This is a genomic window from Agrococcus versicolor (assembly GCF_039531815.1).
Taxonomy (GTDB): domain Bacteria; phylum Actinomycetota; class Actinomycetes; order Actinomycetales; family Microbacteriaceae; genus Agrococcus; species Agrococcus versicolor.
In genome coordinates this window covers 182539-204273 of record NZ_BAAAQT010000006.1, presented here as the reverse complement: position 1 = coordinate 204273, position 21735 = coordinate 182539, and the positions used below count along the sequence as shown (strand labels likewise).

Genomic DNA, 21735 nt, shown 5'->3' with positions numbered 1-21735 from the left:
TCTAGAGGAGTGTCGATGCGCGAGGTCTTCAAGCAGGAGATGGCCGAGGTCCAGGACCGTCTGGTCGAGATCGCCGAGGACGTGGTGCGCTCGATCACGCGCGCCACCGAGGCGTTCGGCGACTCGAACGTGCAGCTCGCCGAGCAGGTGATCGCATCCGACGCCGCCATCGACGACAAGGCGAACGCGCTCGACGAGCTCGTCATCGACATCATCGCGCGTCAGGGCCCCGTCGCCCGCGACCTGCGGATCGTGATCTCGGCGCTGCGGATCTCCGCGTCGCTCGAGCGCATGGGCGACCTCGCGCGCCACATCGCGATGCTCACGCGCTACCGCTTCCCCGCCAACGTGGTGCCCGACTCGCTCGCACCCACGTTCGCCGCCATGGGCGCCGCCGACGTCGAGATCGCGAACATGCTCGTCGAGCTCCTGCGCACGCAGGACGTATCGATCGCCGAGCAGATCGCCGGCTCCGACGTCAAGGTCGACGCCCTGCACAAGTCGGTGTTCGAGCAGGTGCTCGGCTCGGAGTGGGAGGGTGCGGCGCACGCGACGGTCGACGCGACGCTCGCGAGCCGCTACCACGAGCGCTTCGCCGACCACGCCGTCGGCATCGGCAAGAAGATGGCCTACCTCGCCACGGGCGACTGGCAGGCCGAGCTGCAAGAGGTCATCGTCTCCGACTGACGCCTCCCCTGCGACGACGAGGCCCCCGGCATGCGCCGGGGGCCTCGTTCGCGTGCCGCGTCGACTGGTCGCGATCTGCGCCGGCCGGTCACGATCTGCGCCGACCGGTCAGCGCAGGGCGACCGGCCGGCGGCGCGCTCGGCTCAGGCCTTGCCCTGGCTCGCGACCGCCGCGGCACCCGCGGCAGCCGCCTCGGGGTCGAGGTACTGGCCGGGGCCCGTCGCCTGCAGGTCGGCGTCGAGACGGTAGACGAGCGGGATGCCCGTGGGGATGTTGAGGCTCGCGATGTCGTCGTCCGAGATGCCCTCGAGGTGCTTGACGAGCGCGCGCAGCGAGTTGCCGTGCGCCGCGATGAGCACGGTGCGGCCCGCACGGATGTCGTCGCTGATCGGCCCCTCCCAGTACGGCAGGAAGCGGTCGATGACGTCCTTGAGGCACTCGGTCGCGGGCACGTCGCCGTCGATGCCGTCGTAGCGCGGGTCGCCGACCTGCGAGTACGCGTTGTCGGCGGAGATCTCCGGCGGCGGCACGTCGAACGAGCGACGCCAGAGCATGAACTGCTCCTCGCCGTACTCCTCGAGCGTCTGCGCCTTGTCCTTGCCCTGCAGGTCGCCGTAGTGGCGCTCGTTGAGGCGCCACGAGCGGTGCACGGGGATCCAGGCGCGATCGGCGGCGTCGAGGGCGAGGTTCGCCGTCTGGATCGCGCGCGTCAGCAGCGAGGTGTGCACGACGTCGGGGAGGATGCCCTCCTCGGCGAGCAGCTCGCCGCCGCGGGCGGCCTCCTGCCTGCCCTTGTCGGTGAGTCGCACGTCGACCCATCCGGTGAACAGGTTCTTCTCGTTCCAGTCCGACTGGCCGTGGCGCAGCAGGATCAGCGTGTGCTCGGTCATGCCGCCAGCCTACCCGCGAGGCACCTCGCGCGACGCTGCGGCATCGGGCGCGTGCGTGCGGGCTGCCACGATGGATGCATGGCTCCGATCGGGCGCATCACGCGCGGCACGACGGGCGTGAACCGCCTGCGCCGCGTCGACCGCTGGATCGCCGACCTGCCCGCCGCGCGCGTGCCCGGCGCGCTCGTCGTCGACCTCGGCTACGGCGCGAGCGCCACGACGACGCTCGAGCTGCACGAGCGGCTCGCACGCCGCAGCCCGCTCGTCGAGGTCGTGGGCCTCGAGATCGACCCCGAGCGCGTCGCCCTCGCGACGCGCGAGCTGCACGACGCCCTCGCTGCCGGACCGCAGCGGCACGGCCGCGCCCTCGCGGACGAGGTGCGCGTGGCCTTCGCGCTCGGCGGCTTCGAGGTGCCGACGACGCGGGCTCCCCACGTCATCCGCGCGATGAACGTGCTGCGCCAGTACGACGAGCACGAGGTGCCCGCCATCTGGCAGCGGATGCTCGCGCGGCTCGCGCCGGACGGCGTGCTCGTCGAGGGCACGTCGAACGAGGTGGGACGCGTCGCGACCTGGGTGACCCTCGACGCCGCCGGACCGCGCACCCTCACCCTCGCGCTCCGCCTCGCGTCGCTCGGCGACGACGCCATGCCCGCGCCGAGCGTGCTCGCGGAGCGGCTGCCGAAGGCGCTCATCCACCGCAACGTGCCCGGCGAGCGCATCCACGACCTCCTCGTCGCGCTCGATCGCGCCTGGGAGCGCGCCGCGCACGTCGGCACGTTCGGCCCCGAGCAGCGCTGGGGCGCGGCGGTCGCCGCCCTCGCCGACGAGGGCTGGCCGATCGATCGCGCCGCGATGCGGAGGGCGCGCCTGGGGGAGCTCACGGTGCCGTGGGCATCCGTGGCCCCGCGCTGACCCGCGTCAGGCGGTCGGGCGACGCACGGCGCCGACGCGCGGCAGGCGCGGCGGGCGATGCGCGTGACCGGCGGTGGGCGGCACGAGCACCTGCTGCGCGGCCGCGACCGCGACGTCGTCCTCGCCCGCCAGCACGACGAGCGCGCCCTCGACGGGCGCGGAGCGCTTGAGCACGGCGAGCGCGACGGGCCCGAGGTCGTGGTGGTGGGCGGCGGCCGTCACGCGGCCGACCTCCTGGTCGTCGGCCATGACGGCGTCGCCCGCGACGGGCAGCGTCGACTCGCTGCCGTCGAGGTGCAGCAGGGCGAGCCTGCGCGGCGGCGCACCGAGGTTGTGGACCTTCGCGACCGTCTCCTGGCCGCGGTAGCAGCCCTTCGCGAGGTGCACGGCCGTCGCGAGCCAGTCGAGCTCGTGCGGGATGGTGCGGTCGTCGACGTCGACGATCGTCGGGCGGCCGGCGGCGATGCGCCGCGCATCGAGCGCGAGCGTGCCCGCGATGGCCGGCGGCTCGGCGAGGTCGCCCGTCGCGACCGTCTCGTGCCAGCCCCACGGGCCGAGGTCCTCCGCCGAGCCGTAGCGCACGCCGCCCTCGGCGACCGTCGGCCACGGGTCGTCCCACGTCACGCCGGCGGGAGCGACGTCGCCCGTCCAGCCGACGACCGGGGCGTCGACGCGCGCGATCTCGACCTTCGCCCAGAACCGCATGCGCGTGAGCCACGCCTCGAGCGCATCCGCGCGCCCCGCGTCGACGACGACCCAGAGGGACGCGCCGTCGTCGACGAGCCGCATCGCGTGCTCGACGCGCCCCTCGGGCGACAGCACGAGCGTCTCGGTCGAGACGCCCGGGGCCAGCTGCGCGATCGACTGCGTCGTGATGGAGTCGAGCCACGTCAGGCGGTCGGCGCCCGTGAGCCGCAGCACGTCGCGCGGCAGGAGCACCCAGGCGCCGGCGTCGAGCGCGCGGCCCTCGGCGATCGGGTTGCCGAGGTGCAGCGGCACGCCGTCGTCGCCGAGCACGGCGCCCGGCGCATCCACGAAGGCGCTCGTCACGCGTCGTCCTCGGGGGCCTCGAGCCTGCGCACGCGCGAGAGCCGCGCCGAGGCGTGCGACGCCAGGGGGCGGCCGAGCGCCGCGAGATCCCACGCCCACAGCAGGTCGCCCTCGACGAGGCCGAGCATGCGGGTCGACGCCGTGTGCTCCTTCGCGCTCGCCGAGCGCATGACGGCGTCGGTGGCGAGGTCGATGCGCGGCCCGGCGATCGTGCCGAGGTACAGCTCGGACACGCCCGTCGGGTGGGCGATGAGGGCCTCGATCTCGAAGCCGCCGTCCGCGGTCCGCAGCGCCTCGACGTCGTCGACCGAGCGCGGGGGTGCCGTGGGCGGCAGCATGCCGGGGCCGTTGTCGCGATCGTCGGCGGCGCGCGCGAGCGACCAGTAGCCGGACTCGGCCGCGAGCGGGGCGAGCTCGTCGTCGAGCAGCCACGCGTACGACGTGTAGGCGAGGAACGGCAGGCCGTGGTGCGCGAACGTCACGCGCTGGCCGAAGGGGTGCTCGCGCACGTCGTCGTCGCCGACGGCGAACTGCACGTGGCCCGTGCCCTCCCAGTCGCCCACGAGCCACTGCAGCGGCCCGAGCTCCGCCGGGAGCGTCGGATCGATGTCGAGCACTGGCTAGCGCTGGCCGCGGAAGAGGTTCCGCAGCACGACGAACGAGAGGCCGGCGATCGCGAGGGATGCGAGACCCAGCAGGCCGAGGAAGAAGATCTCGAGCGCGACGACGGGGATGTCCATGGGCTCAGTCTACGCGCCGCGCGCGCGACGCGGGCTGCGGCGCGTCAGCCGACGAGCGCGAGCGCCGTGAAGACGACGGTCGCCGCCGCGAGGACGACGATCGCCCCGCCGACGGAGGCGAAGAGCCGATCGACGAGGCCCTTCTCGGTCGGGAGGCCCAGCTGGGCGCCGAACGCGGCGATCGTGCAGGCGCCGAGGACGATCGGCAGCCAGACGATGCGGTCGGTCGGCACGGCGATCGCGACGACGACGGCACCGACGACGGCGAGCGCCCAGATGGGCCAGATGCTGTGCCAGCGCATCGATCCCCCGTCCGTGGCCGCTCTCACGCAACCCTAGACTGTGCGCGGGAGGTCGTCTCGTGGCTCATGTGCTGATGCTCACCCGCCGGAGCGGCGACGTGCTCCCCAGCCTCGACCTGCTCGACCACCGGGTGGTGCGGCTCCCCGCCGAGACGGGGTCGTTGCCGCAGGCCGGCGAGGCTGAGCTCGTCGTCATCGACGGCGTCGTCGAGCTCGCGACGGCGAAGACGCTGTGCCGCATCGTCGAGCAGACGCTCAAGACGCCCGTGCTGCTCGTGCTCGGCGAGGGCGGCCTCGCCGCGGTGCAGCTCGACTGGGGCATCGCCGACGTCGTGCTCGACGCGGCCGGTCCCGCCGAGGTCGACGCCCGCATCCGCCTCTCGCTCGCACGCTCGGCGCCGCGCGACCAGCCGATCGTCGCCGCGGGCCTGCGCATCGACGAGGCGAACTACCAGGCCTCGATCAACGGCAAGCCGCTCGACCTCACCTACAAGGAGTTCGAGCTGCTGCGCTTCCTCGCCTCGCACCCCGTGCGCGTCTTCACGCGCGAGCAGCTGCTCAGCGAGGTGTGGGGCTACGACTACTTCGGCGGCACGCGCACGGTCGACGTGCACGTGCGACGGCTGCGCGCGAAGCTCGGCGACCTCGAGTCGGCCATCGGCACCGTGCGCAACGTCGGCTACCGGTTCGAGGTGGCGCATGACTGACGCCGCCCTGCTCGCAGCCCTCGTCGACCTCGTCGAGCGGTGCGCCGCCGCCGACGGCGCGAGCCCCGTCAACGACCAGGCCCTGCTCGAGGCGCGGCGCGGCGAGCGCACCATCGTCGACCTCGACGGCTCCGGCGACGCGATGGCCGTCGTCGCGACGGGCGAGGCCGCGGGCGGCGCCGCCGCGGAGGTCGAGCTCGCCGTCGCCCCCGAGCGGCGCGGCGCGGGCCTCGGCACGCGGCTGGGCGAGCGCATCGCCGCCGAGCATCCCGCGTTCGAGGCGTGGGCGCACGGCGACCTGCCCGCCTCGCGCGCGCTCGCCGAGCGGCTCGGCATGCAGCGCATCCGCACGCTCCTGCAGCTGCGGGCGCCCGTGCCCGCCGACGCCGTCGTCGACGCTCGCCTGCGGCCCTTCGTCGCCGCCGACGCCGACGCGTGGGTCGCCGTCAACGCAGCGGCCTTCGCGACGCATCCCGAGCAGGGCAGGCTCACGGCCCGCGACCTCGCCGACCGTCGCGCGGAGGCCTGGCACGACGACGCGAACCTGCTCGTCGCCCCCGGCGCCGACGGCCTCGACGGGTACGCCTGGATCAAGCCCGAGGGCGACGTCGCCGAGCTGTACGCCCTCGGGGTCGCCCCGCACGCGCAGGGCACCGGCCTCGGCGGCATCCTCATGCAGGCGACCTTCGCGCGGATGCACGCGCTCGGCCACGACACGGCCCACCTCTACGTCGAGGGCGACAACGAGCCCGCGCTCGGCCTGTACCGGTCGCGCGGATTCGTCGACCACGCACGCGACGTGCGCTGGCGACGCGGCTGACGCGCGGCGCGAGGAGCACCGACCGTTCACCTCCCGGTGCCAGGATGTGTGCATGGACGAGCAGGCCGAGCCCACCCCCACGTCGTCGATCCCGACCGTGACGATGGCGCCCGAGCTCGCCGAGGGATCGAGCTTCGTGCAGGCGACGGCGGCGGACCTCGACGACTTCGACGACGAGGAGTACGACCTCGAGACCCACGGCGGCGAGACCGAGGACGGCCTGCCCGCAGACCGCTTCCTCGACCGCGAGCTGTCGTGGCTCGACTTCAACCAGCGGGTGCTCGAGCTCGCCGAGGACGAGACGGTGCCGCTGCTCGAGCGCGCGAACTTCCTCGCGATCTTCGCGTCGAACCTCGACGAGTTCTTCATGGTGCGCGTCGCGGGCCTCAAGCGCCGCATCGTCACGGGCCTCGCGGTGCCGACGAACGTCGGCGTCTCGCCCGTCGACGTCCTCGACCAGATCGTCCATCGCGCCCACGCCCTGCAGGTGCGGCACGCCGAGTGCTGGCGTCGCTCGGTGCGGCCCGCCCTCTCGGGCGTCGGCATCGACATCGTGCGGTGGGACGACCTCGACGAGGGCGAGCAGCAGGTGCTGCGCCGTCGCTTCCACGAGGACGTCTTCCCCGTCCTCATGCCGCTCGCGGTCGACCCGGCGCACCCCTTCCCCTACATCTCGGGCCTCTCGCTCAACCTCGGCATCCGCATCTTCAACCCGCTCACCGAGACCGAGGAGTTCGCGCGCCTCAAGGTGCCGCCCGTGCTCTCGCGCCTCGTCGCGGTCGAGGGCACGACGTCGCGCTTCGTGCCGCTCGAGGAGCTCATCGCCAACAACCTCGACGAGCTCTTCCCCGGCATGCGCGTCGTCGACTGCGACGTCTTCCGCGTCACGCGCAACGAGGACGTCACGATCGACGAGGACGAGACCGAGAACCTCATCCAGGCCCTCGAGCAGGAGCTGTCGCGCCGCAAGTTCGGCCCGCCCATCCGCCTCGAGGTGTCGGAGGAGATCGACCCCGACTCGATCGACCTGCTCATGCGCGAGCTCGGCATCTCCGACCAGGAGGTCTACCGCCTGCCCGGCCTCCTCGACCTCACGGGCCTCTTCCAGATCTCGGGCCTCGAGCGCCCCGAGCTGCGCTACACGAAGCGCGTGCCCGTGACGGCCGCGCCGCTGCGCCCGAGCGACGCCGACGACCAGGAGTCGATCTTCGACGCAATCACGCACAAGGACGTGCTGGTGCACCACCCGTACGAGTCCTTCGCGACGAGCGTGCAGGCGCTGCTCGAGCAGGCGGCCGACGACCCCGACGTGCTCGCGATCAAGCAGACGCTGTACCGCACGAGCGGCGACTCCCCCATCGTCGCGGCGCTCATCCGCGCCGCGGCCGCCGGCAAGCAGGTGCTCGCGCTCGTCGAGGTCAAGGCGCGCTTCGACGAGACGAACAACATCCGCTGGGCCCGCACGCTCGAGCGCGCCGGCGTCCACGTCGTCTACGGCCTCGTCGGCCTCAAGACGCACTGCAAGCTGCTCGTCGTCGTGCGCCGCGAGCGCGGGAGGCTGCGGCACTACTGCCACGTCGGCACGGGCAACTACAACCCGAAGACCAGCCGCATCTACGAGGACTACGGCCTCTTCACCGACAACGACCAGGTCGGCCTCGAGATCACGCGCCTGTTCAACCAGCTCTCGGGCTTCGCGATCGAGCGCAAGTTCAAGCGCCTGCTCGTCGCGCCGCTGCACCTGCGCAAGGGCCTCATGAAGCGCATCCGTCGCGAGACGCGCAACGCGCAGGCCGGGCGCCCCGCCCGCATCCGCATCAAGGTCAACTCGATGGTCGACGAGCAGATCATCGACGCGCTCTACCGCGCGAGCCGTGCCGGCGTCGACGTCGAGGTCTGGGTGCGCGGCATCTCGTCGCTCAAGGCGGGCGTGCCCGGCCTCTCCGAGCGCATCACCGTGCGTTCGATCCTCGGCCGGTACCTCGAGCACTCGCGCGTGTTCTGCTTCCTCAACGACGGCGACGAGGAGGTGTGGATCGGCTCGGCCGACATGATGCACCGCAACCTCGACCGTCGCGTCGAGACCCTCATCCGCCTCACCTCGACCGAGCACATGGCCGACATCTCGGCCCAGTTCGACCGGGCGATGGCCGACACGACCGCGTCGTGGTGGGCCGAGCCCGACGGCTCGTGGACCCGTCACGCGTTCGACGACGACGGCAAGCCGCTGCTCGACCTGCAGCGCGAGCGGATGGTCGAGATCCAGCGCAGGCGGCGCCGGTGACCCCCCAGCTCGCCGCCGGGGTCGGGCTGTGGCGCCGCGGGGACGCGGGGCTCGAGGTCCTGCTCGTCGAGCGCACGAAGCACCGCGACGTCTCGCTGCCGAAGGGCAAGCTCGACCCGGGCGAGTCGCTGCCGCAGTGCGCCGTGCGCGAGCTCGAGGAGGAGACCGGCTACCGCGTGACGCTGCAGGCGCCGCTCGGCACGAGCGAGTACCTGCTGCCGACCGGCCAGGACAAGGTCGTCTACTACTGGCAGTCCGAGCTGCGCGACGGCGACCCGGACCACGTCTTCGAGGCGAACGACGAGATCCTCGCGCTGCACTGGGTGCCGCTCGAGGACGCGGCGAGCCGCTGCACGTACGACCACGACGCCGTCCTCGTGCGCAGGCTCGCCGAGCGCATCGCGGCGGGCGAGGCCGACACGTTCGCGATCGTCGCGATGCGGCACGCGAAGGCCGCCGACCCCTACGCGTGGGAGGGCGACGACGCGTCGCGCACGCTCACGGCGCGCGGCGAGCGCCAGGCGCGGGAGGTCGCGCCGTCGATCGCCGCGTTCGGCGTCGAGCGCATCCTCGTCTCCACCGCCGTCCGCTGCCGCGAGACGGTCGCACCGCTCGCGCGCCTGCTCGGCGTCGCGCCGCGCACGTCGCGCGCGCTCGCGCAGGACACGTACCTCGATCGCGGCGACCGCCTGCTGCGGCACGTCGCGAAGGCCGTGCACCACCGCCGCTCGACGGTGCTGTGCAGCCATCTGCCGGTCATCCCGGCGATCGTCGATGCCGTCGCGGCAGCCACGGACTCCCCCGACAGCCCGGCACTGCACCGCGGCTCGATGCTGCACACCGCCGACTTCACGGTGCTGCACGTCGGCGGGCCCGACGTCCGGGTGCTCGCGGTCGAGACGCACGGCGCGCCGATCTGAGCGCACGGACGCCCTGCCTCACGGCGGCGTCCACCGCGCGCACGGGTGCCGCGAAGGTTCGATCGGTAGCGTTCCGGCGACGGCTGGAGGTGGGATGACGCTGCGACGTGCAGGGATGGCGGGCGCGCTCGCCGCCTCGGCGATGCTGCTGCTCGGCTGCGCCTCCGCCCCCGCCCTGCGCGCGGATCCCGGCCCCCTCGACCACGCCGCCGCCGACGCCGAGCGGCTGCCGATCGGCGTCGAGCCCTCGGTGGAGGTCGCCGACGACGGCGTCCTGACGGTCACGACCCCCCGGTCGGCGTGGACGCTCGAGGTGCTGGAGGCCGGCCCCGTCGACCTCGGGGACCTCGGGATGTTCGACGGCTCGGCGACCGCCGAGGAGCCACCGGGCGGCTCGGTCGTCGGCTGGGTGTGCGTGCGGGCGACCCAGCTCGAGGGCGATCCCGGCGCATGGATGTCCGACGACGTGCGCCTCGAGGTCTGGGCGACGCCCGAGGGCCCTCGCTACGACGACCTCACGGGCTTCGCCTACGAGCCGGCCGACGGTGCGCTCGACGTCTACGAGGCATCGGGCAACGACCTCGGCGTGCCGTACGAGCGCGTCTGCCCGATCTTCGTCGTGCCGGCCGACGTCGACCTGTCGACGATCGCCGTCGTGCCGAGCGGCGGCGAGCCCGTCGTGCTCGAGCGCTGACGCCCGGCGCGACGGGCTCGACCCGCGCTACCCGTGCTCGCTACCCGAAGCGGCCGGAGACGTAGTCCTCGGTCGCCTGCACCGACGGGTTCGAGAAGATCTGCGTCGTGTCGTCGTACTCGATGAGCCTGCCGGGCTTCCCCGTGCCCGCGATGTTGAAGAACGCGGTGCGGTCGCTCACGCGCGCGGCCTGCTGCATGTTGTGGGTCACGATCACGATCGTGTACTCCTGCTTGAGCTCCTCGATGAGGTCCTCGATCGCGAGCGTCGAGATCGGGTCGAGGGCCGAGCACGGCTCGTCCATCAGGACGACGTCCGGCGAGACGGCGATCGCGCGCGCGATGCACAGACGCTGCTGCTGACCGCCCGAGAGCCCCGAGCCGGGCAGGTTGAGGCGGTCCTTCACCTCGTTCCAGAGGTTCGCGCCGCGCAGGCTGCGCTCGACGAGCCCGTCCTGGTCGCTCTTCGACATGCGGGCGTTGTTGAGCAGCACGCCTGCGAGGACGTTCTCGCGGATCGACATCGTCGGGAACGGGTTCGGTCGCTGGAAGACCATGCCGATCTGGCGACGCACGAGCACGGGGTCGACGCCCTGGGCGTAGAGGTCCTCGCCGTCGAGCAGCACGCTGCCCTCGACGCGGGCGCCGGCGATGACCTCGTGCATGCGGTTGAGCGTGCGGAGGAACGTCGACTTGCCGCATCCGGACGGGCCGATGAAGGCCGTCACGGAGCGGGGTGCGATCTCGAGCGAGACGCCCTCGACCGCGAGGAAGTCGCCGTAGTAGACGTTGAGGTCCGAGACCTCGATGCGCTTGGACACGGAAGTGCTCTCCTGGTTCGAAGCTTGGGTGCTGCGGCTCAGCCGCGGAGCTTGGGGGCGAAGAACCGCGCGATGAGTCGCGCGGCGAGGTTGAGCGCCATGACGATGAGGATGAGCGTCAGCGCGCCCGCCCATGCCCTGGCCACGGCCTCGTCGGGGTTCGTCCCCTGGTTCTGGTACTGGTTGTAGACGAAGACCGGCAGCGTCATCATGCGACCGTCGAACAGGTTCATGTTGAGGCTCGTCGTGAAGCCGGCCGTGAGCAGCAGGGGCGCCGTCTCGCCGATGACGCGCGAGATCGACAGCATGATGCCCGTCATGATGCCCGCGATCGTCGTGGGCAGCACGACCTTCACGATCGTGCGCCACTTGGGCACGCCGAGCGCGTAGGCCGCCTCGCGCAGCTCGTTGGGCACGATGCGCAGCAGCTCCTCGCTCGAGCGCACGACCACGGGGATCATGAGCACCGCGAGGCTCAGGGCGCCCATGATGCCGATCGAGGCGCCGGGGCCGAGGAAGATCGAGAACATCGCGAAGATGAACAGGCCCGCGACGATCGACGGGATGCCCGTCATGACGTCGACGAAGAACGTGATCGCCTTGGCGATGCGTCCGCGCCCGCCGTACTCGACGAGGTAGATCGACGTCATGAGGCCGATGGGCACCGAGATGATCGTCGCGGCCAGCGTGATGAGGATCGTGCCCCAGATCGCGTGGATCGCGCCGCCGCCCGCGCCGACGACGCCGCGCATCGACGACGAGAAGTACTCGGCGTCGAGGCGCTCGATGCCGGAGGACACGACCGTGTAGAGCAGCGACACGAGCGGGATGATCGCGATGATGAACGCGCTCGTCACGAGCGCCGTCACGAAGCGGTCGATCGCGTGGCGCGGGCTCTCGCTGAGGCGCGACAGCACGTAGATCGTCACGATGTAGAGCAGCGCGCCGACGACGAGCATGCCCGCGACGTTGAAGTCGGAGGCGTCCGAGCCCATGTTGATGAGCGCGAAGACCACGGCCGAGACGACCATGGCGGCGAGGAGCGTGACCCAGGTGCTCCACCTGGGCAGACGGCCGGCGGCGAGCGAGCTCGCCTGGCCTCGGGCGACGACGGCGGTCATCAGTTGGCTCCGGAGAACTCGGCGCGACGGTTGACGATCGCGCGGGCGATGGCGTTCACGAGGAACGTGACGACGAAGAGCACGAGGCCCGTGGCGATGAGCGTGTTCACGCCGTTGCCGTGCGCCTCGGGGAAGGCGAGCGCGATGTTGGCGGGGATGGGCGTCGGGTTCGTGGAGGTGAGGAGCTCGAGGCTGATGACGCCGGATGCCGAGAGCACCATCGTCACGGCCATCGTCTCGCCGAGCGCACGCCCGAGCGCGAGCATCGCGGCCGACACCATGCCGCCGCGTGCGAACGGCAGCACCGCCATGCGGATCATCTCCCAGCGCGTCGCGCCGAGCGCGAGCGCCGCCTCCTCGTGGAGCCGGGGCGCCTGCAGGAAGACCTCGCGGCAGATGGCCGTCATGATCGGCAGGATCATGACCGAGAGCACGAGCGAGGCCGTGAGGATCGTGTTGCCCGTCGCGGACGCCTGGCCGCTGAAGAGCGGGAACCAGCCGAGGTTCGCGTTGAGCCAGGCGTAGAACGGCTGCACGAAGCCGGCGAGCGTCACGGCGCCCCAGAGGCCGAAGACGACCGACGGCACGGCCGCGAGCAGGTCGATGACGTAGCCGAGCACCGCGGCGAATCGACGCGGCGCGTAGTGCGAGATGAACAGCGCGATGCCGATGGCGATGGGCGCCGCGATGACGAGGGCGATGAGCGATGCCCACACCGTGCCGAACGCGAGGGGCACGACGTACTCGAGGAAGGTGCGATCGCGGAGGATCGAGTTGTCCTCGTTGGAGATGCCGGGGAGGCTCTGCGCGACGAGGAAGATCGCCACCGCCGCGAGCACGAGCAGGATGACGACGCCCGCGCCCAGCGCGGTGCCCGAGAAGATCGTGTCGCCGAGACGGCGCACGGCAGGCGTCGCCTGCTGCGTCGCCTTCGGCGGCTGCGCAGGATCGTCCTGCTGCTGCTGCGCCGTGGTGCTGGTCGTCATGCCGCGTCGGCCCTTCGTGTCGGATGCGGTTGCAGTGGAGCGGGGCCGATGGCCGGGATGTCGCGCATCCCGGCCATCAGCCCCTGGGTGATCCGTGGATCAGCCCTCGACCTGGATCAGGGCGATGGCGTCCTCGATCTGCGTGCGCAGCTCGTCCGAGATCGGCGCGGAGCCGGCGTTCTCGGCGGCGGCGTCCTGGCCCTCGGCGCTCACGACGTACGAGAAGTATGCCTGGACGGTCGCGGCGACCTCCGGGTCCTCGTACTCGGTGCAGCCGATGAGGTACGACACGAGCGCGATCGGGTACGCGCCGTCCGCTGCTGCGGCCGGGTCGACGTCGAAGACGAGGTCGGCGTCGCCGCGGCCCTCCTCCTGCGGTGCGCCGGCGACGAGCTGCGCGGCGGCCTCGGGCGAGAACGGCACGTAGTCCTCGCCGACCTGCACCGCGACGGTGCCGAGGTCGCCGGCCTGCGACGCGTCGGCGAAGCCGACGGTGCCCTGGCCGTTCGAGACGCGGTCCACGACGCCCGAGGTGCCCTGGGCAGCCTCGCCGCCCTGGATCGGCCACTCGTCGGAGGCCTCGTACGTCCACACGTCGGGCGCGACGGCCTCGAGGTAGGCCGTGAAGGTCTCCTGCGTGCCGGACGCGTCGGAGCGGTGGACGGGCGAGACCGCGAGGTCGGGCAGCTCGGCGTCGGGGTTCTGGTCGGCGATCGCCGGGTCGTTCCAGTTCGTGATCGTGCCCGCGAAGAGGCCTGCGATCGTCGCGGCGTCGAGGTTGAGCTCGTCGACGCCATCGAGGTTGAAGATCACCGCGACGGGCGAGATGTAGACGGGGACCTCGATGATGTCGTCCGAGACGCAGGCGCCGAAGCCACCGGCTGCGAGCTCGTCCTCGTCGAACGCACGGTCGGAGCCGACGAAGTTGGACGCGCCGGCGATGAAGTTGTCGCGGCCGACGCCGGAGCCGGTGGGCTCGTAGATGACGTCGGAGTCGGGGTTGGCGTCGAGGAACGCGGCGACCCACGCCTCCTGCGCGGCGGTCTGCGACGATGCGCCGGTGGCCTCGATGGTGCCCGAGACGGCGCCCTCAGCGGGCTCCTCCGTGCTGCTGCCGCCCTCGTTCGAGGCGCAGGAGGCGAGGAGGATGCTGCCGACGCCTGCGATGAGCGCCGCGCGGCCGAGCTTCGTGATCTTCACGCTGTGATCCCTTTCGGAATGTGTGGGGGTGCGGAGAGACTTCCGCATGCGATGGGCGCAGTGGATGCGCCTGGATCACGCTAGGGATGCGGCATGGCGTGCATGGCGTGCGCCGGTGAACGCGAGGTGAACGAGCGCGGAACGTCTCGAGCGCACCCGGCGGCTCCCCAGGTGCTCGCGCGAGGATGCCGCGCCGCACGCGCGGGCGACGCAGCGGGGCCGATCGCAGCGCGAGCGGGCGGATCGTCTCGACGCGGCCCGGCCGCGGAGACGATGAAGCCGGGCCGCGGAACGCCTCTCGGCGGTAGGCCGCTCGAAGCGGCGAAGATTGGAGCCCGGGGTTCGCGGCCCGGCGACCACCACCATAGCGAACGCCCGGCACCGGTCTCGAGCCTGTTCGCGTGTCGCGAATCCTCGCGCGGGAGGGTTGCGATCCTCCCGGGGCGGTCGGTCAGTGCAGGGCGTCGCGGCGCTGCAGGGCCGCCGATGCCGCGAGGTCGACCGCGAGCGTCGTGAGCCGCGCGGCACGCGCGGTGAGGCGCGAGGCCGAGGCCTCGTCGAAGGCGTCGCGCGCGTCGGCGTCCGCGAGGGCGCCCGCGGAGGCGATGCGGCTGAAGGCGGCGGCCCGGTCGAGCGCGAGCGCGAGGTCGCCTGCGAACGCGCCGCGCAGGATCTCGTCGGCGAGCGCCGCGATCTCCTCCGGTCCCGTGGGCGACGCGGCCCCCGCCACGACGGCGTCGGGGGTCTGGAGGCGCTCGACGCCCGTCGTGTACTGCGCCGCGACGTCGACGGGCTGCTGCGCGACCATCGTGCGCAGGAGGTGGATGCGCCAGAGCGCGCCCGGCAGCGAGTGCGGCCTCGCGTCGGCCCAGAGCTCGGCGACCGAGTCGATGCCGTCGGTCTCGGCGAGGGCGACGAGGCGCTCGACGACCTCGGCGTCGGCATCGGAGCGCACGCGCGAGAGCAGCGCGGCGGCCGTCTCGTGCGCGAGCTGCACACGCGCGACGGGGTCCATGTCGCCGACGAACTGCTCGAACCATCGCGACGCGTAGCGCGCCGGTCGGGGGTGGCTGGCCATGTCGCTCCTGTCCGTCGCGGTCGAGGGATGCAGCGTCCAGGGTACCGAGCGCATTCCGCCTGGCTGGCGGCGCGCGCGTCGCGCCTCCGTCTCGCGGCGTCCCCCGGATCCGTCGTTCGGGGGATCCGACCCGCCGCTGCCGCTCGATAGGAAGGGATGCATGCGAAGCACCAGGAACCCGAGACCACCCGTCCGGACGATGGCGGCGATCGGTGCGGCGGCGTTGCTCGTCGTCGCCTCGCCGGCCATCGCGAGCGCAGCGCCCGCTGCCGACCCGGCACCTCCCGCCGCTCCCGCGGCGACGGCCGCGCAGGTCGAGGCACCCGTGCCCGACCTCGCCTGGGGCGCCTGCGACGGCGCTGGCGTCGAGGCGTTCGAGTGCGCGTTGGCTGAGGTGCCGTCGGACTACGACGAGCCCACCGGCGCGACGACGACGATCGCGCTCACCCGCCTGCCCGCGACCGATCCGTCGCAGCGCATCGGCAGCCTCTTCCTCAACTTCGGCGGACCGGGCGGGCCCGGCGTCTCGACGCTGCAGCAGCTCGGCGCCTTCCTCGACCCGCAGGTCCACGCCCGCTTCGACGTCATCGGGTTCGACCCGCGCGGCGTCGGCCTCTCGGACCCCGTCACGTGCTTCCCCGACGCCGCCTCCGAGCAGGCCTTCGTCGCAGGCAGCCCCGCGGTGCCGGTCACGCCCGAGGAGGAGGCGGAGTCGATCGCGCTCTTCGGCACGACCTCGCTCGCGTGCGAGACGCTGTCGGGCAATCGCATCGCGAGCGCCTCCACCGCGAACGTCGCCCGCGACATGGACCTGCTGCGACAGGCCGTCGGCGACGAGCGGCTGAGCTACCTCGGCTACTCGTACGGGTCGATCCTCGGCGCCACGTACGGCATGCTCTTCCCCGACCGCATCCGCGCCCTCGCGATCGACGGCACGCTCGAGCCGTCGCGCTGGTCGGGCACCGATGCAGCGGTCGACGCGTCGGTCGGCGTCCGCGTCGGCCAGGGCGTCGCGGCGAGCGAGGTCTTCGACGAGTTCCTCGCGCTGTGCGCGCAGGTCGGACCGCAGTCCTGCTCCCTCGCGGGCATCGGCGATCCGCGCCAGGTGGTCGAGGACGTGCTCGCACGTCTGCAGCAGCAGCCCGTCGAGGTGCCCGGCCCCGACGGCGCGCCCCTGACGATCGACTACGGCACGGCCGTCGCGGTCGCCTTCACCTCGCTCTACTCCCCCGCCGGCTTCGGCCCGCTCGCGGACACCTTCGCCCAGCTGCACGCGCTCACGCAGCCGCAGCAGGCGATGACGACGCAGCAGCGCGGCGTCTCGCTCGGCGACGTCGGCGACCTGCTGCGACGCCTCGGACTCATCGAGGACTACTCGGGCATCGGCAGCGCCCTCGCATCGATGTGCGTCGACGGGCAGCACCCGCTGCAGCCGTGGGAGTACCCCGCGCAGGCCGACGCCGCCGACGCCGAGGCGCCGCACTTCGGGCGCATGCGCTCCTGGGTCGGCATCCAGTGCGAGTTCGTGCCATTCTCCGACGAGGACGCGTACCTCGGCCCGTGGGACCAGACGACGCAGGCGCCCGTGCTCGTCATCGGCACCCGCCACGACCCGGCGACGCCGTTCGACCAGACGCAGCCGTACGCCGACCGCTTCGACGATGCGCGCGTGCTCACCGTCGAGGGCTACGGCCACACGACGCTCGGCGTCAGCGCCTGCGCCAACGCGGCGATCGCGACGTACCTGACCGACCTCGTCGCGACGGACGGCGCGACGTGCGGCCAGGACGTCGCCCCCTTCCAGGCGGCGCCGGCCTCGCTGCTCGACGACGTCGCGTCGCTGCACGCCCCGTCGCAGGGGTTCGCGCCCGGGCTCTGACCCGACGCCCATCCGTCGCCGCACGTGCATGCCTCCCGCGTGCACGTGCGGCGACGTCGGATGGCAGGATCGAGGCGAGGGCCTCTAGCTCAGTCGGTAGAGCATCGGACTTTTAATCCGCTGGTCGTGGGTTCGAGCCCCACGGGGCCCACGGGATCCGCGGCGATCGCGTCGCAGGGCGCACCCAGCGCCGGCGCGTAGCGTGGGGCGACCGACACGCTCGACGCGAGGAGCCTCACGATGACCGCGTTCCCGGCCTCCACCTGGACACGACCCGCACGGCAGCGCACCGGCGTGCTGGGCCTCGCCATCGTCGCCCTCGCCGCCGCGACGTGGCTGATCGTGGCGCAGACGCTCGCGGGCCTCGGGGTCGTCACCGCCGGGGCCACGTCGCCGCTCGGGCTCGACGACGTCGCAGAGGTCGTCGTCGCGGCGTCGGTGCCGGCCTCCCTGCTGCTCGCGGTCGGGGCGATCGCGACGCGCGTCGTCTGGCTGCTCGTGCTCGCCATCCCCGTGCTCGCGATCCACGGCCTCGCCCTCGTCGTCACGGCGATCGCGCTCGGCACCACCGGAGCGTCCGGCCTCGACGTGCTCGCACGCCTCGGCGACGCGCTCGCGATGGGACTCGCGCTCGTCGCGGTCGTCATCGCGCTCGTCGCGACCGCGGCAGCCCGCGCGGGCGATCGCCGCGAGGGCTCCGGCTGGGTCGCGGCGCTCGTGCTCGTCGGGGTCGCGGGCGCGATCGTCGTCGCCATGCCCTACGTCGCCGTCGGCGCCACCGGCGCCGCCGCGGTGCTGCTCCCCGACACCACCCTCGTCGTGCTGCTGCTCGTCGCCGCAGGGGTCGCCGGCATCCGCTCGGCGACCGCGCGGTGGATCGCCGCCGGCCTCGCCGCGCTCGCGGCCGTCTGGATCGTCGTGGTCGAGACCGTGCTGCTGCCGTGGGGGGCGGCCGCGACCATCGCGATCGCCATCGTGCGCGCGCTGCTCGTGCTGCTCGGTGCCGCGCTCATCGCCCTGTCGACGCGGTGGCTCGGTCGCGCGCAGGGCGTGGCCCCGCCGGTCGTGCAGCCGCCCGCGCAGCCCGCGCAGCAGCACCTCGTCGCACCGCCCGTCGCGCACGGTCACGATGCGGCGCCGCCGGCCGCTCCGCCGACGGCGACCGCCACGACGGCGCCGCGCACCGAGCACGCCCCCGGCGTGCCCGCGGACGTGGACGCGGCCATCGACCAGAGCGACCAGGAGGTGCCCACCGAGGCGCCCGGCCCCCGTCTCGGCGGCGAGCGGCACGACGGCCCCGGCCAGGCCGCGAGATGACCACGGCGGCCACCGCGCAGCGACCGCGGCCCGGCCTGCTCGAGCTCGGTCTCGGGCTCATCGTCCTCGGGCCATGGCTCGTGAGCACGATCGCCATCCTCACGGGACCGTTCGACCTCGCGTACACGACGAGCAACGTCGCCTGGCAGATGCTCCTCGCGTACGCGCTGCCGACCGCGCTCCTCGCGCTCGCCGCCGCCGTGTCGAGGACGCGACTCCTCGCCGTGCTCGCGGTCGTCGCAGCCGGCATCGAGATCGTCGGGCTCGCCGCCGTGCTCATCGTGCACGCGGTCCTCGGCGCGAGGGCCGACCTCACGGGCACCGCCGTCGCCACGCTCCTGTACGCGCTCGGAGCCGGCATCGCCGCGGTGCTCGCGCTCCTCGCGACCCGCAGCGCGCGCCTGGCTCTGCCGCTGCGCATCGCCGCCCTGGTCGTCGCCGTGGCGACGCTCGTCATCCGCCACCTCGTCGCGCTCGTCAGCACGGTCGGGCTGCTCGTCGGCGTCGGCGACCCCAGCCTCGCGGTGCCCCTGCTCGGCGGGCTGCTGCCGCTGCTGCTCATCGTCGCAGGCATGGCCGTCGCAGCGGTGCGCTCATCCGCCACCCGCTGGATCGCCGGCGGGCTCGTCGCGCTCGGCGCGGTCCTCGAGCTCACGCTGGTCGGCCTGCGGTTCGCGTTCGGCATCGACGCGATGTCGCTCCTGTCGCTCGTCGACGTCGCGCTCACGCTCGTCGGCGGCGCGCTCGTCGCCTGGTCGGCGTCGGCGCTCGCGAGGAGCAGGCGAGCCGACGCGAGCGGCGCATCGGCGGCTGCCGCGGGCTCTCCGCCCGCATGGGCGACCGCACCCGCGGCGACCGACGGCCAGCACCTGCCGCCGCCCGCGCCGGGCACACAGGTGCGCCCGCCTCAGTAGCCGGCGAACGCGTCGACGAGGACGCGACGAGCGCCCGCGGCCTTCGCGATCCTGCGCAGCCGCCCGACCTGCTCGGACGAGCCCGACACGAGCACCTGGCGCTCGGCGAGGTCGGGCACGAGCTCGCGCAGCCGCGCCCCGTCGATGCGGCCCGAGACGTGCTCCCAGCCGCTCGCGAGGTCGGGTGCCGTGGGCGAGACGATGACGATGCGCGCAGCGGCCTTCGCCAGGGCGCTCGCGAACGGCACGGGGTCGCCCTCGCGCAGCAGCAGCACGAGCACGGTGTCGTCGTCGCTCGCACCCAGGTGGGACAGGAACGGCGTGACGCCGATGCCGGCGGCGACGAACAGCCGCGCCTGACCGGGCTTCGGCGTGAAGTCGCCGCCCTGCCGCGTGACGGCGACGGTGTCGCCCGGCTCCATGTCGAGCAGGTGGCGCTTGAACGACGAGATCGGCTCGGCGGCCCGGACGCCCAGGCGCACCTCGGGCGAGCCGGGCGGGGAGGCGACCGAGAAGACGCGACGCTCGCCGCGCAGGTCTGCACGGTGCGGCAGGCTCAGCTCGACCCACTGGCCCGGGCGGTGCGCGAGCTCGGGCTCGGCGGAGAAGCGGAGGTCGACGACGTCGCCGTCGCGCTCGAGCCCCGTGAGCCGGAGGATCGTGCCGTGGCGCGAGCCGAGCAGGAACGCGACGACGTTGCCGACGACGAGGGCTGCGGCCTGCAGGAAGTAGAACGAGCCGAACCCGAGCGGGATGCCGACGGCCGACGCGAGGATCGGCAGGGCGACGAGGGCGCCCACGAGCGCCCCGACCGCGATGCGCTGCGGCCGACGCGGCGGCAGCGTGACGGGCTCGGAGAACATGAAGGCCGCGAGGAACAGCACCGGGCTCTGCGCGATGGCCTGCACGGCGGCGGCGACCACGTCGCCCGAGAACGACGCGTACGCGATCGTCTGCAGCACGACGCCGACGGCGACGAGCGCGAGCGCCGGCGCCACGATCCGCGTGCGCAGCAGCACGAGCGCCCCGCCGACGATCGTGAGCGGCAGCAGCGGCAGCGCCGCGACCCACCACGCCTCGACGGCGACGCCGGGCGACAGCAGCGGCAGCACGATGCCGGCGATGACGAGACCCGCAGCCGCCGGGTTCACGACGAGCCGCCCGCGCCAGACGACGAGCACCTTCGCGGCGGACGCGAGGGCGCACACGGCGGCGACGACCGAGAGGTCGACGATGCCCGTCGGCTGGTCCATGCTCGGCGGCAGCGCGACGAGCGAGACGATGAGCCCCGTGATCGCGGCGCTCGGCAGGTGGGCCGGGCGGCGCGCGATGCGGCCGAACAGCAGGCTCGCAGCGATCGACACCGCGACGCCGACGACGGCCGACACGAGGATGCCGACGCCGTCGTAGGAGAGCACGCCCGCGAACGACAGCACCGCGGCGAGCACGACGTGCGCGACGAGGATCGTGCCGACGAGCGCGTGCATGGGCACGGCGTCGAGCCGTGCGATGGGTCCTCTGGCGCTCACGCCGCCACCTTCCTGACGTGCAGCCCTGCTGCGAATCGACCTGTCGCCTCGACCTGGCCGCCCGCGTACATCCTCGCGTGCTCGAACGAGAAGTGCCGCGCGAGGAGGCCGACGGGCGCGAACGACAGCGCCGTCGCGATGGCGTCGGCGACCATGGCGCGCTCCGCGACGACCCACGTGCCGATGACCTCGGTCGTGGGGGCGCCCGTGCGACCGTCGAGGATGTGGTGCATCCCCGCCCATCGACGACGGTTGCCGGCCGAGGCGCACAACGCCTCGCCCGACACCTCGACGACGCCGATCGCGTGGCCGAGCGCGCGAGGGTCCTCGAGCGCGACGCGCGTGGGTCGCCCGGCATCGCCGGCGCCCGCGTGCCGGAGGTCGCCCGAGGCGTCGACGACGCGGTCGTGGACGCCGTGGGCGTCGAGCACGTCGCCCACGAGGTCGACGAGCTGGCCCTTGCCCGCGGCGCCGACGTCGAGGACGACCGGGGCCGACGTCTCGATCGTCGCGCCCTCCCAGCGCAGGACGTCGTCCCACGCGGGCGGCCGCTCGGGCTCGAGGCTCGTGCTCGCGACGCCGTCGCGGCCGTAGCCGAGCCGCTCGAGGCTCGCGCCCACGAGCGGCGTCACCGCCCCCTGGGTGAGGTCGTGGAGCGTGCGGTAGAGCCGCGCGAGCTCGGCCGACTCGGGCGGCATCCGCACGCTCCCCGCCGCGCGGGCGAGCGGTGCGATGGCGGCATCGTCGCGGAAGCGCGACCACGCGCGGTCGTACGCGTCGATCCGGTCGCGGATCGCGACGACGACCTCCTCGCCGAGCGGCTCGGGGGTGTCGATCGACCAGCGCGTCCCGATCGCGTCGAGCCGCAGCCTGGCGGGCATG

The 21735-nt window shown here is 73.3% G+C and carries 21 protein-coding genes and 1 tRNA gene; 11 read left to right on the top strand and 11 right to left on the bottom strand.

What is annotated here, in order from left to right; translation table 11 throughout:
- Positions 1-15: 15 nt before the first annotated feature.
- The gene (gene phoU / locus ABD249_RS09265; protein WP_344342841.1) at positions 16-687 is read left to right on the top strand and encodes a phosphate signaling complex protein PhoU; all 672 of its coding nucleotides are present in this window, start codon (positions 16-18) and stop codon (positions 685-687) included.
- A gap of 143 nt (positions 688-830) precedes the next feature.
- Here phoU and ABD249_RS09260 read toward each other — a convergent pair whose 3' ends face one another.
- Positions 831-1577 (bottom strand): phosphoglyceromutase, encoded by a 747-nt coding sequence (locus ABD249_RS09260; RefSeq protein ID WP_344342839.1) that lies wholly within the window; start codon positions 1575-1577, stop codon positions 831-833.
- Positions 1578-1655: 78 nt separating this feature from the next.
- On the opposite strand from ABD249_RS09260, the gene ABD249_RS09255 reads away from it, so the two are divergent.
- Entirely contained in the window at positions 1656-2492 is an 837-nt protein-coding gene (locus ABD249_RS09255; protein WP_344342837.1) for a class I SAM-dependent methyltransferase, read from the top strand.
- 6 nt (positions 2493-2498) lie between these two features.
- Here ABD249_RS09255 and ygfZ read toward each other — a convergent pair whose 3' ends face one another.
- From ygfZ to ABD249_RS09240, 3 genes are all read right to left on the bottom strand, one after another.
- The gene (gene ygfZ / locus ABD249_RS09250; RefSeq protein ID WP_344342836.1) at positions 2499-3542 is read right to left on the bottom strand and encodes a CAF17-like 4Fe-4S cluster assembly/insertion protein YgfZ; all 1044 of its coding nucleotides are present in this window, start codon (positions 3540-3542) and stop codon (positions 2499-2501) included.
- Complete coding sequence (locus ABD249_RS09245) at positions 3539-4159, bottom strand: heme-binding beta-barrel domain-containing protein (protein WP_344342834.1); 621 nt, start codon at positions 4157-4159, stop codon at positions 3539-3541. The genes ygfZ and ABD249_RS09245 overlap by 4 nt, the downstream gene beginning before the upstream one ends.
- Positions 4160-4326: 167 nt before the next feature.
- On the bottom strand, positions 4327-4584 hold the full coding sequence (locus tag ABD249_RS09240; RefSeq protein WP_344342833.1) for a hypothetical protein: 258 nt from the start codon (positions 4582-4584) through the stop codon (positions 4327-4329).
- Between the two features lie 59 nt (positions 4585-4643).
- On the opposite strand from ABD249_RS09240, the gene ABD249_RS09235 reads away from it, so the two are divergent.
- The 5 genes from ABD249_RS09235 to ABD249_RS09215 all read left to right on the top strand — a co-directional run bounded on the left by ABD249_RS09235 (position 4644) and on the right by ABD249_RS09215 (position 10009).
- Entirely contained in the window at positions 4644-5291 is a 648-nt protein-coding gene (locus ABD249_RS09235) for a winged helix-turn-helix domain-containing protein (protein ID WP_344342832.1), read from the top strand.
- Positions 5284-6111 (top strand): mycothiol synthase, encoded by an 828-nt coding sequence (gene mshD / locus ABD249_RS09230; protein ID WP_344342830.1) that lies wholly within the window; start codon positions 5284-5286, stop codon positions 6109-6111. The genes ABD249_RS09235 and mshD overlap by 8 nt, the downstream gene beginning before the upstream one ends.
- A gap of 103 nt (positions 6112-6214) precedes the next feature.
- Entirely contained in the window at positions 6215-8395 is a 2181-nt protein-coding gene (locus ABD249_RS09225) for an RNA degradosome polyphosphate kinase (RefSeq protein ID WP_344343914.1), read from the top strand.
- Positions 8392-9315 carry an NUDIX hydrolase gene (locus tag ABD249_RS09220; protein WP_344342829.1) on the top strand — a complete coding sequence of 308 codons (924 nt, stop codon included), beginning with the start codon at positions 8392-8394 and terminating at the stop codon, positions 9313-9315. Before ABD249_RS09225 ends, ABD249_RS09220 begins: the two co-directional genes overlap by 4 nt.
- 94 nt (positions 9316-9409) lie before the next feature.
- Complete coding sequence (locus ABD249_RS09215) at positions 9410-10009, top strand: hypothetical protein (RefSeq protein WP_344342827.1); 600 nt, start codon at positions 9410-9412, stop codon at positions 10007-10009.
- A gap of 40 nt (positions 10010-10049) precedes the next feature.
- Here ABD249_RS09215 and pstB read toward each other — a convergent pair whose 3' ends face one another.
- The 5 genes from pstB to ABD249_RS09190 all read right to left on the bottom strand — a co-directional run bounded on the left by pstB (position 10050) and on the right by ABD249_RS09190 (position 15214).
- Positions 10050-10829: a phosphate ABC transporter ATP-binding protein PstB gene (pstB, locus tag ABD249_RS09210; RefSeq protein WP_344342826.1), complete on the bottom strand. Its 780-nt coding sequence runs from the start codon at positions 10827-10829 to the stop codon at positions 10050-10052.
- A 38-nt stretch (positions 10830-10867) separates the two neighbouring features.
- Positions 10868-11950: a phosphate ABC transporter permease PstA gene (gene pstA / locus ABD249_RS09205; RefSeq protein ID WP_344342825.1), complete on the bottom strand. Its 1083-nt coding sequence runs from the start codon at positions 11948-11950 to the stop codon at positions 10868-10870.
- A complete protein-coding gene (gene pstC, locus ABD249_RS09200) occupies positions 11950-12936 on the bottom strand; it encodes a phosphate ABC transporter permease subunit PstC (RefSeq protein ID WP_344342823.1) in 987 nt (328 codons plus the stop codon). The genes pstA and pstC overlap by 1 nt, the downstream gene beginning before the upstream one ends.
- Before the next feature lie 99 nt (positions 12937-13035).
- Positions 13036-14136 carry a phosphate ABC transporter substrate-binding protein PstS gene (locus ABD249_RS09195; RefSeq protein ID WP_344342822.1) on the bottom strand — a complete coding sequence of 367 codons (1101 nt, stop codon included), beginning with the start codon at positions 14134-14136 and terminating at the stop codon, positions 13036-13038.
- A gap of 451 nt (positions 14137-14587) precedes the next feature.
- The gene (locus ABD249_RS09190; RefSeq protein ID WP_344342820.1) at positions 14588-15214 is read right to left on the bottom strand and encodes a DNA-directed RNA polymerase subunit beta; all 627 of its coding nucleotides are present in this window, start codon (positions 15212-15214) and stop codon (positions 14588-14590) included.
- Between the two features lie 160 nt (positions 15215-15374).
- Here ABD249_RS09190 and ABD249_RS09185 point away from each other — a divergent pair, with 160 nt between their 5' ends.
- From ABD249_RS09185 to ABD249_RS09170, 4 genes are all read left to right on the top strand, one after another.
- Entirely contained in the window at positions 15375-17093 is a 1719-nt protein-coding gene (locus ABD249_RS09185) for an alpha/beta fold hydrolase (RefSeq protein WP_344342819.1), read from the top strand.
- A gap of 78 nt (positions 17094-17171) precedes the next feature.
- A tRNA-Lys gene (locus tag ABD249_RS09180) sits at positions 17172-17244 on the top strand.
- Positions 17245-17333: 89 nt separating this feature from the next.
- A complete protein-coding gene (locus ABD249_RS09175) occupies positions 17334-18410 on the top strand; it encodes a hypothetical protein (RefSeq protein ID WP_344342817.1) in 1077 nt (358 codons plus the stop codon).
- Positions 18407-19324: a hypothetical protein gene (locus ABD249_RS09170; protein ID WP_344342816.1), complete on the top strand. Its 918-nt coding sequence runs from the start codon at positions 18407-18409 to the stop codon at positions 19322-19324. Before ABD249_RS09175 ends, ABD249_RS09170 begins: the two co-directional genes overlap by 4 nt.
- Here the strand turns inward: ABD249_RS09170 and ABD249_RS09165 are convergent.
- Complete coding sequence (locus tag ABD249_RS09165; RefSeq protein ID WP_344342815.1) at positions 19318-20853, bottom strand: FAD-dependent oxidoreductase; 1536 nt, start codon at positions 20851-20853, stop codon at positions 19318-19320. The two genes, ABD249_RS09170 and ABD249_RS09165, sit on opposite strands and share 7 nt — an antisense overlap.
- Complete coding sequence (locus ABD249_RS09160) at positions 20850-21734, bottom strand: FAD:protein FMN transferase (protein ID WP_344342813.1); 885 nt, start codon at positions 21732-21734, stop codon at positions 20850-20852. Before ABD249_RS09160 ends, ABD249_RS09165 begins: the two co-directional genes overlap by 4 nt.
- Position 21735: the final 1 nt, after the last annotated feature.

Coding starts and splice junctions, on each gene's coding strand:
- ABD249_RS09260 (WP_344342839.1), bottom strand. CDS start 1,577: ATGACCGAGCACACGCTGATCCTGCTGCGCCACGGCCAGTCGGACTGG.
- ABD249_RS09215 (WP_344342827.1), top strand. CDS start 9,410: ATGACGCTGCGACGTGCAGGGATGGCGGGCGCGCTCGCCGCCTCGGCG.
- pstA (WP_344342825.1), bottom strand. CDS start 11,950: ATGACCGCCGTCGTCGCCCGAGGCCAGGCGAGCTCGCTCGCCGCCGGC.
- ABD249_RS09255 (WP_344342837.1), top strand. CDS start 1,656: ATGGCTCCGATCGGGCGCATCACGCGCGGCACGACGGGCGTGAACCGC.
- mshD (WP_344342830.1), top strand. CDS start 5,284: ATGACTGACGCCGCCCTGCTCGCAGCCCTCGTCGACCTCGTCGAGCGG.
- phoU (WP_344342841.1), top strand. CDS start 16: ATGCGCGAGGTCTTCAAGCAGGAGATGGCCGAGGTCCAGGACCGTCTG.
- pstC (WP_344342823.1), bottom strand. CDS start 12,936: ATGACGACCAGCACCACGGCGCAGCAGCAGCAGGACGATCCTGCGCAG.
- ABD249_RS09175 (WP_344342817.1), top strand. CDS start 17,334: ATGACCGCGTTCCCGGCCTCCACCTGGACACGACCCGCACGGCAGCGC.
- ABD249_RS09160 (WP_344342813.1), bottom strand. CDS start 21,734: ATGCCCGCCAGGCTGCGGCTCGACGCGATCGGGACGCGCTGGTCGATC.
- ABD249_RS09185 (WP_344342819.1), top strand. CDS start 15,375: ATGCGAAGCACCAGGAACCCGAGACCACCCGTCCGGACGATGGCGGCG.
- ABD249_RS09190 (WP_344342820.1), bottom strand. CDS start 15,214: ATGGCCAGCCACCCCCGACCGGCGCGCTACGCGTCGCGATGGTTCGAG.
- ABD249_RS09240 (WP_344342833.1), bottom strand. CDS start 4,584: ATGCGCTGGCACAGCATCTGGCCCATCTGGGCGCTCGCCGTCGTCGGT.
- ABD249_RS09225 (WP_344343914.1), top strand. CDS start 6,215: ATGGCGCCCGAGCTCGCCGAGGGATCGAGCTTCGTGCAGGCGACGGCG.
- ABD249_RS09170 (WP_344342816.1), top strand. CDS start 18,407: ATGACCACGGCGGCCACCGCGCAGCGACCGCGGCCCGGCCTGCTCGAG.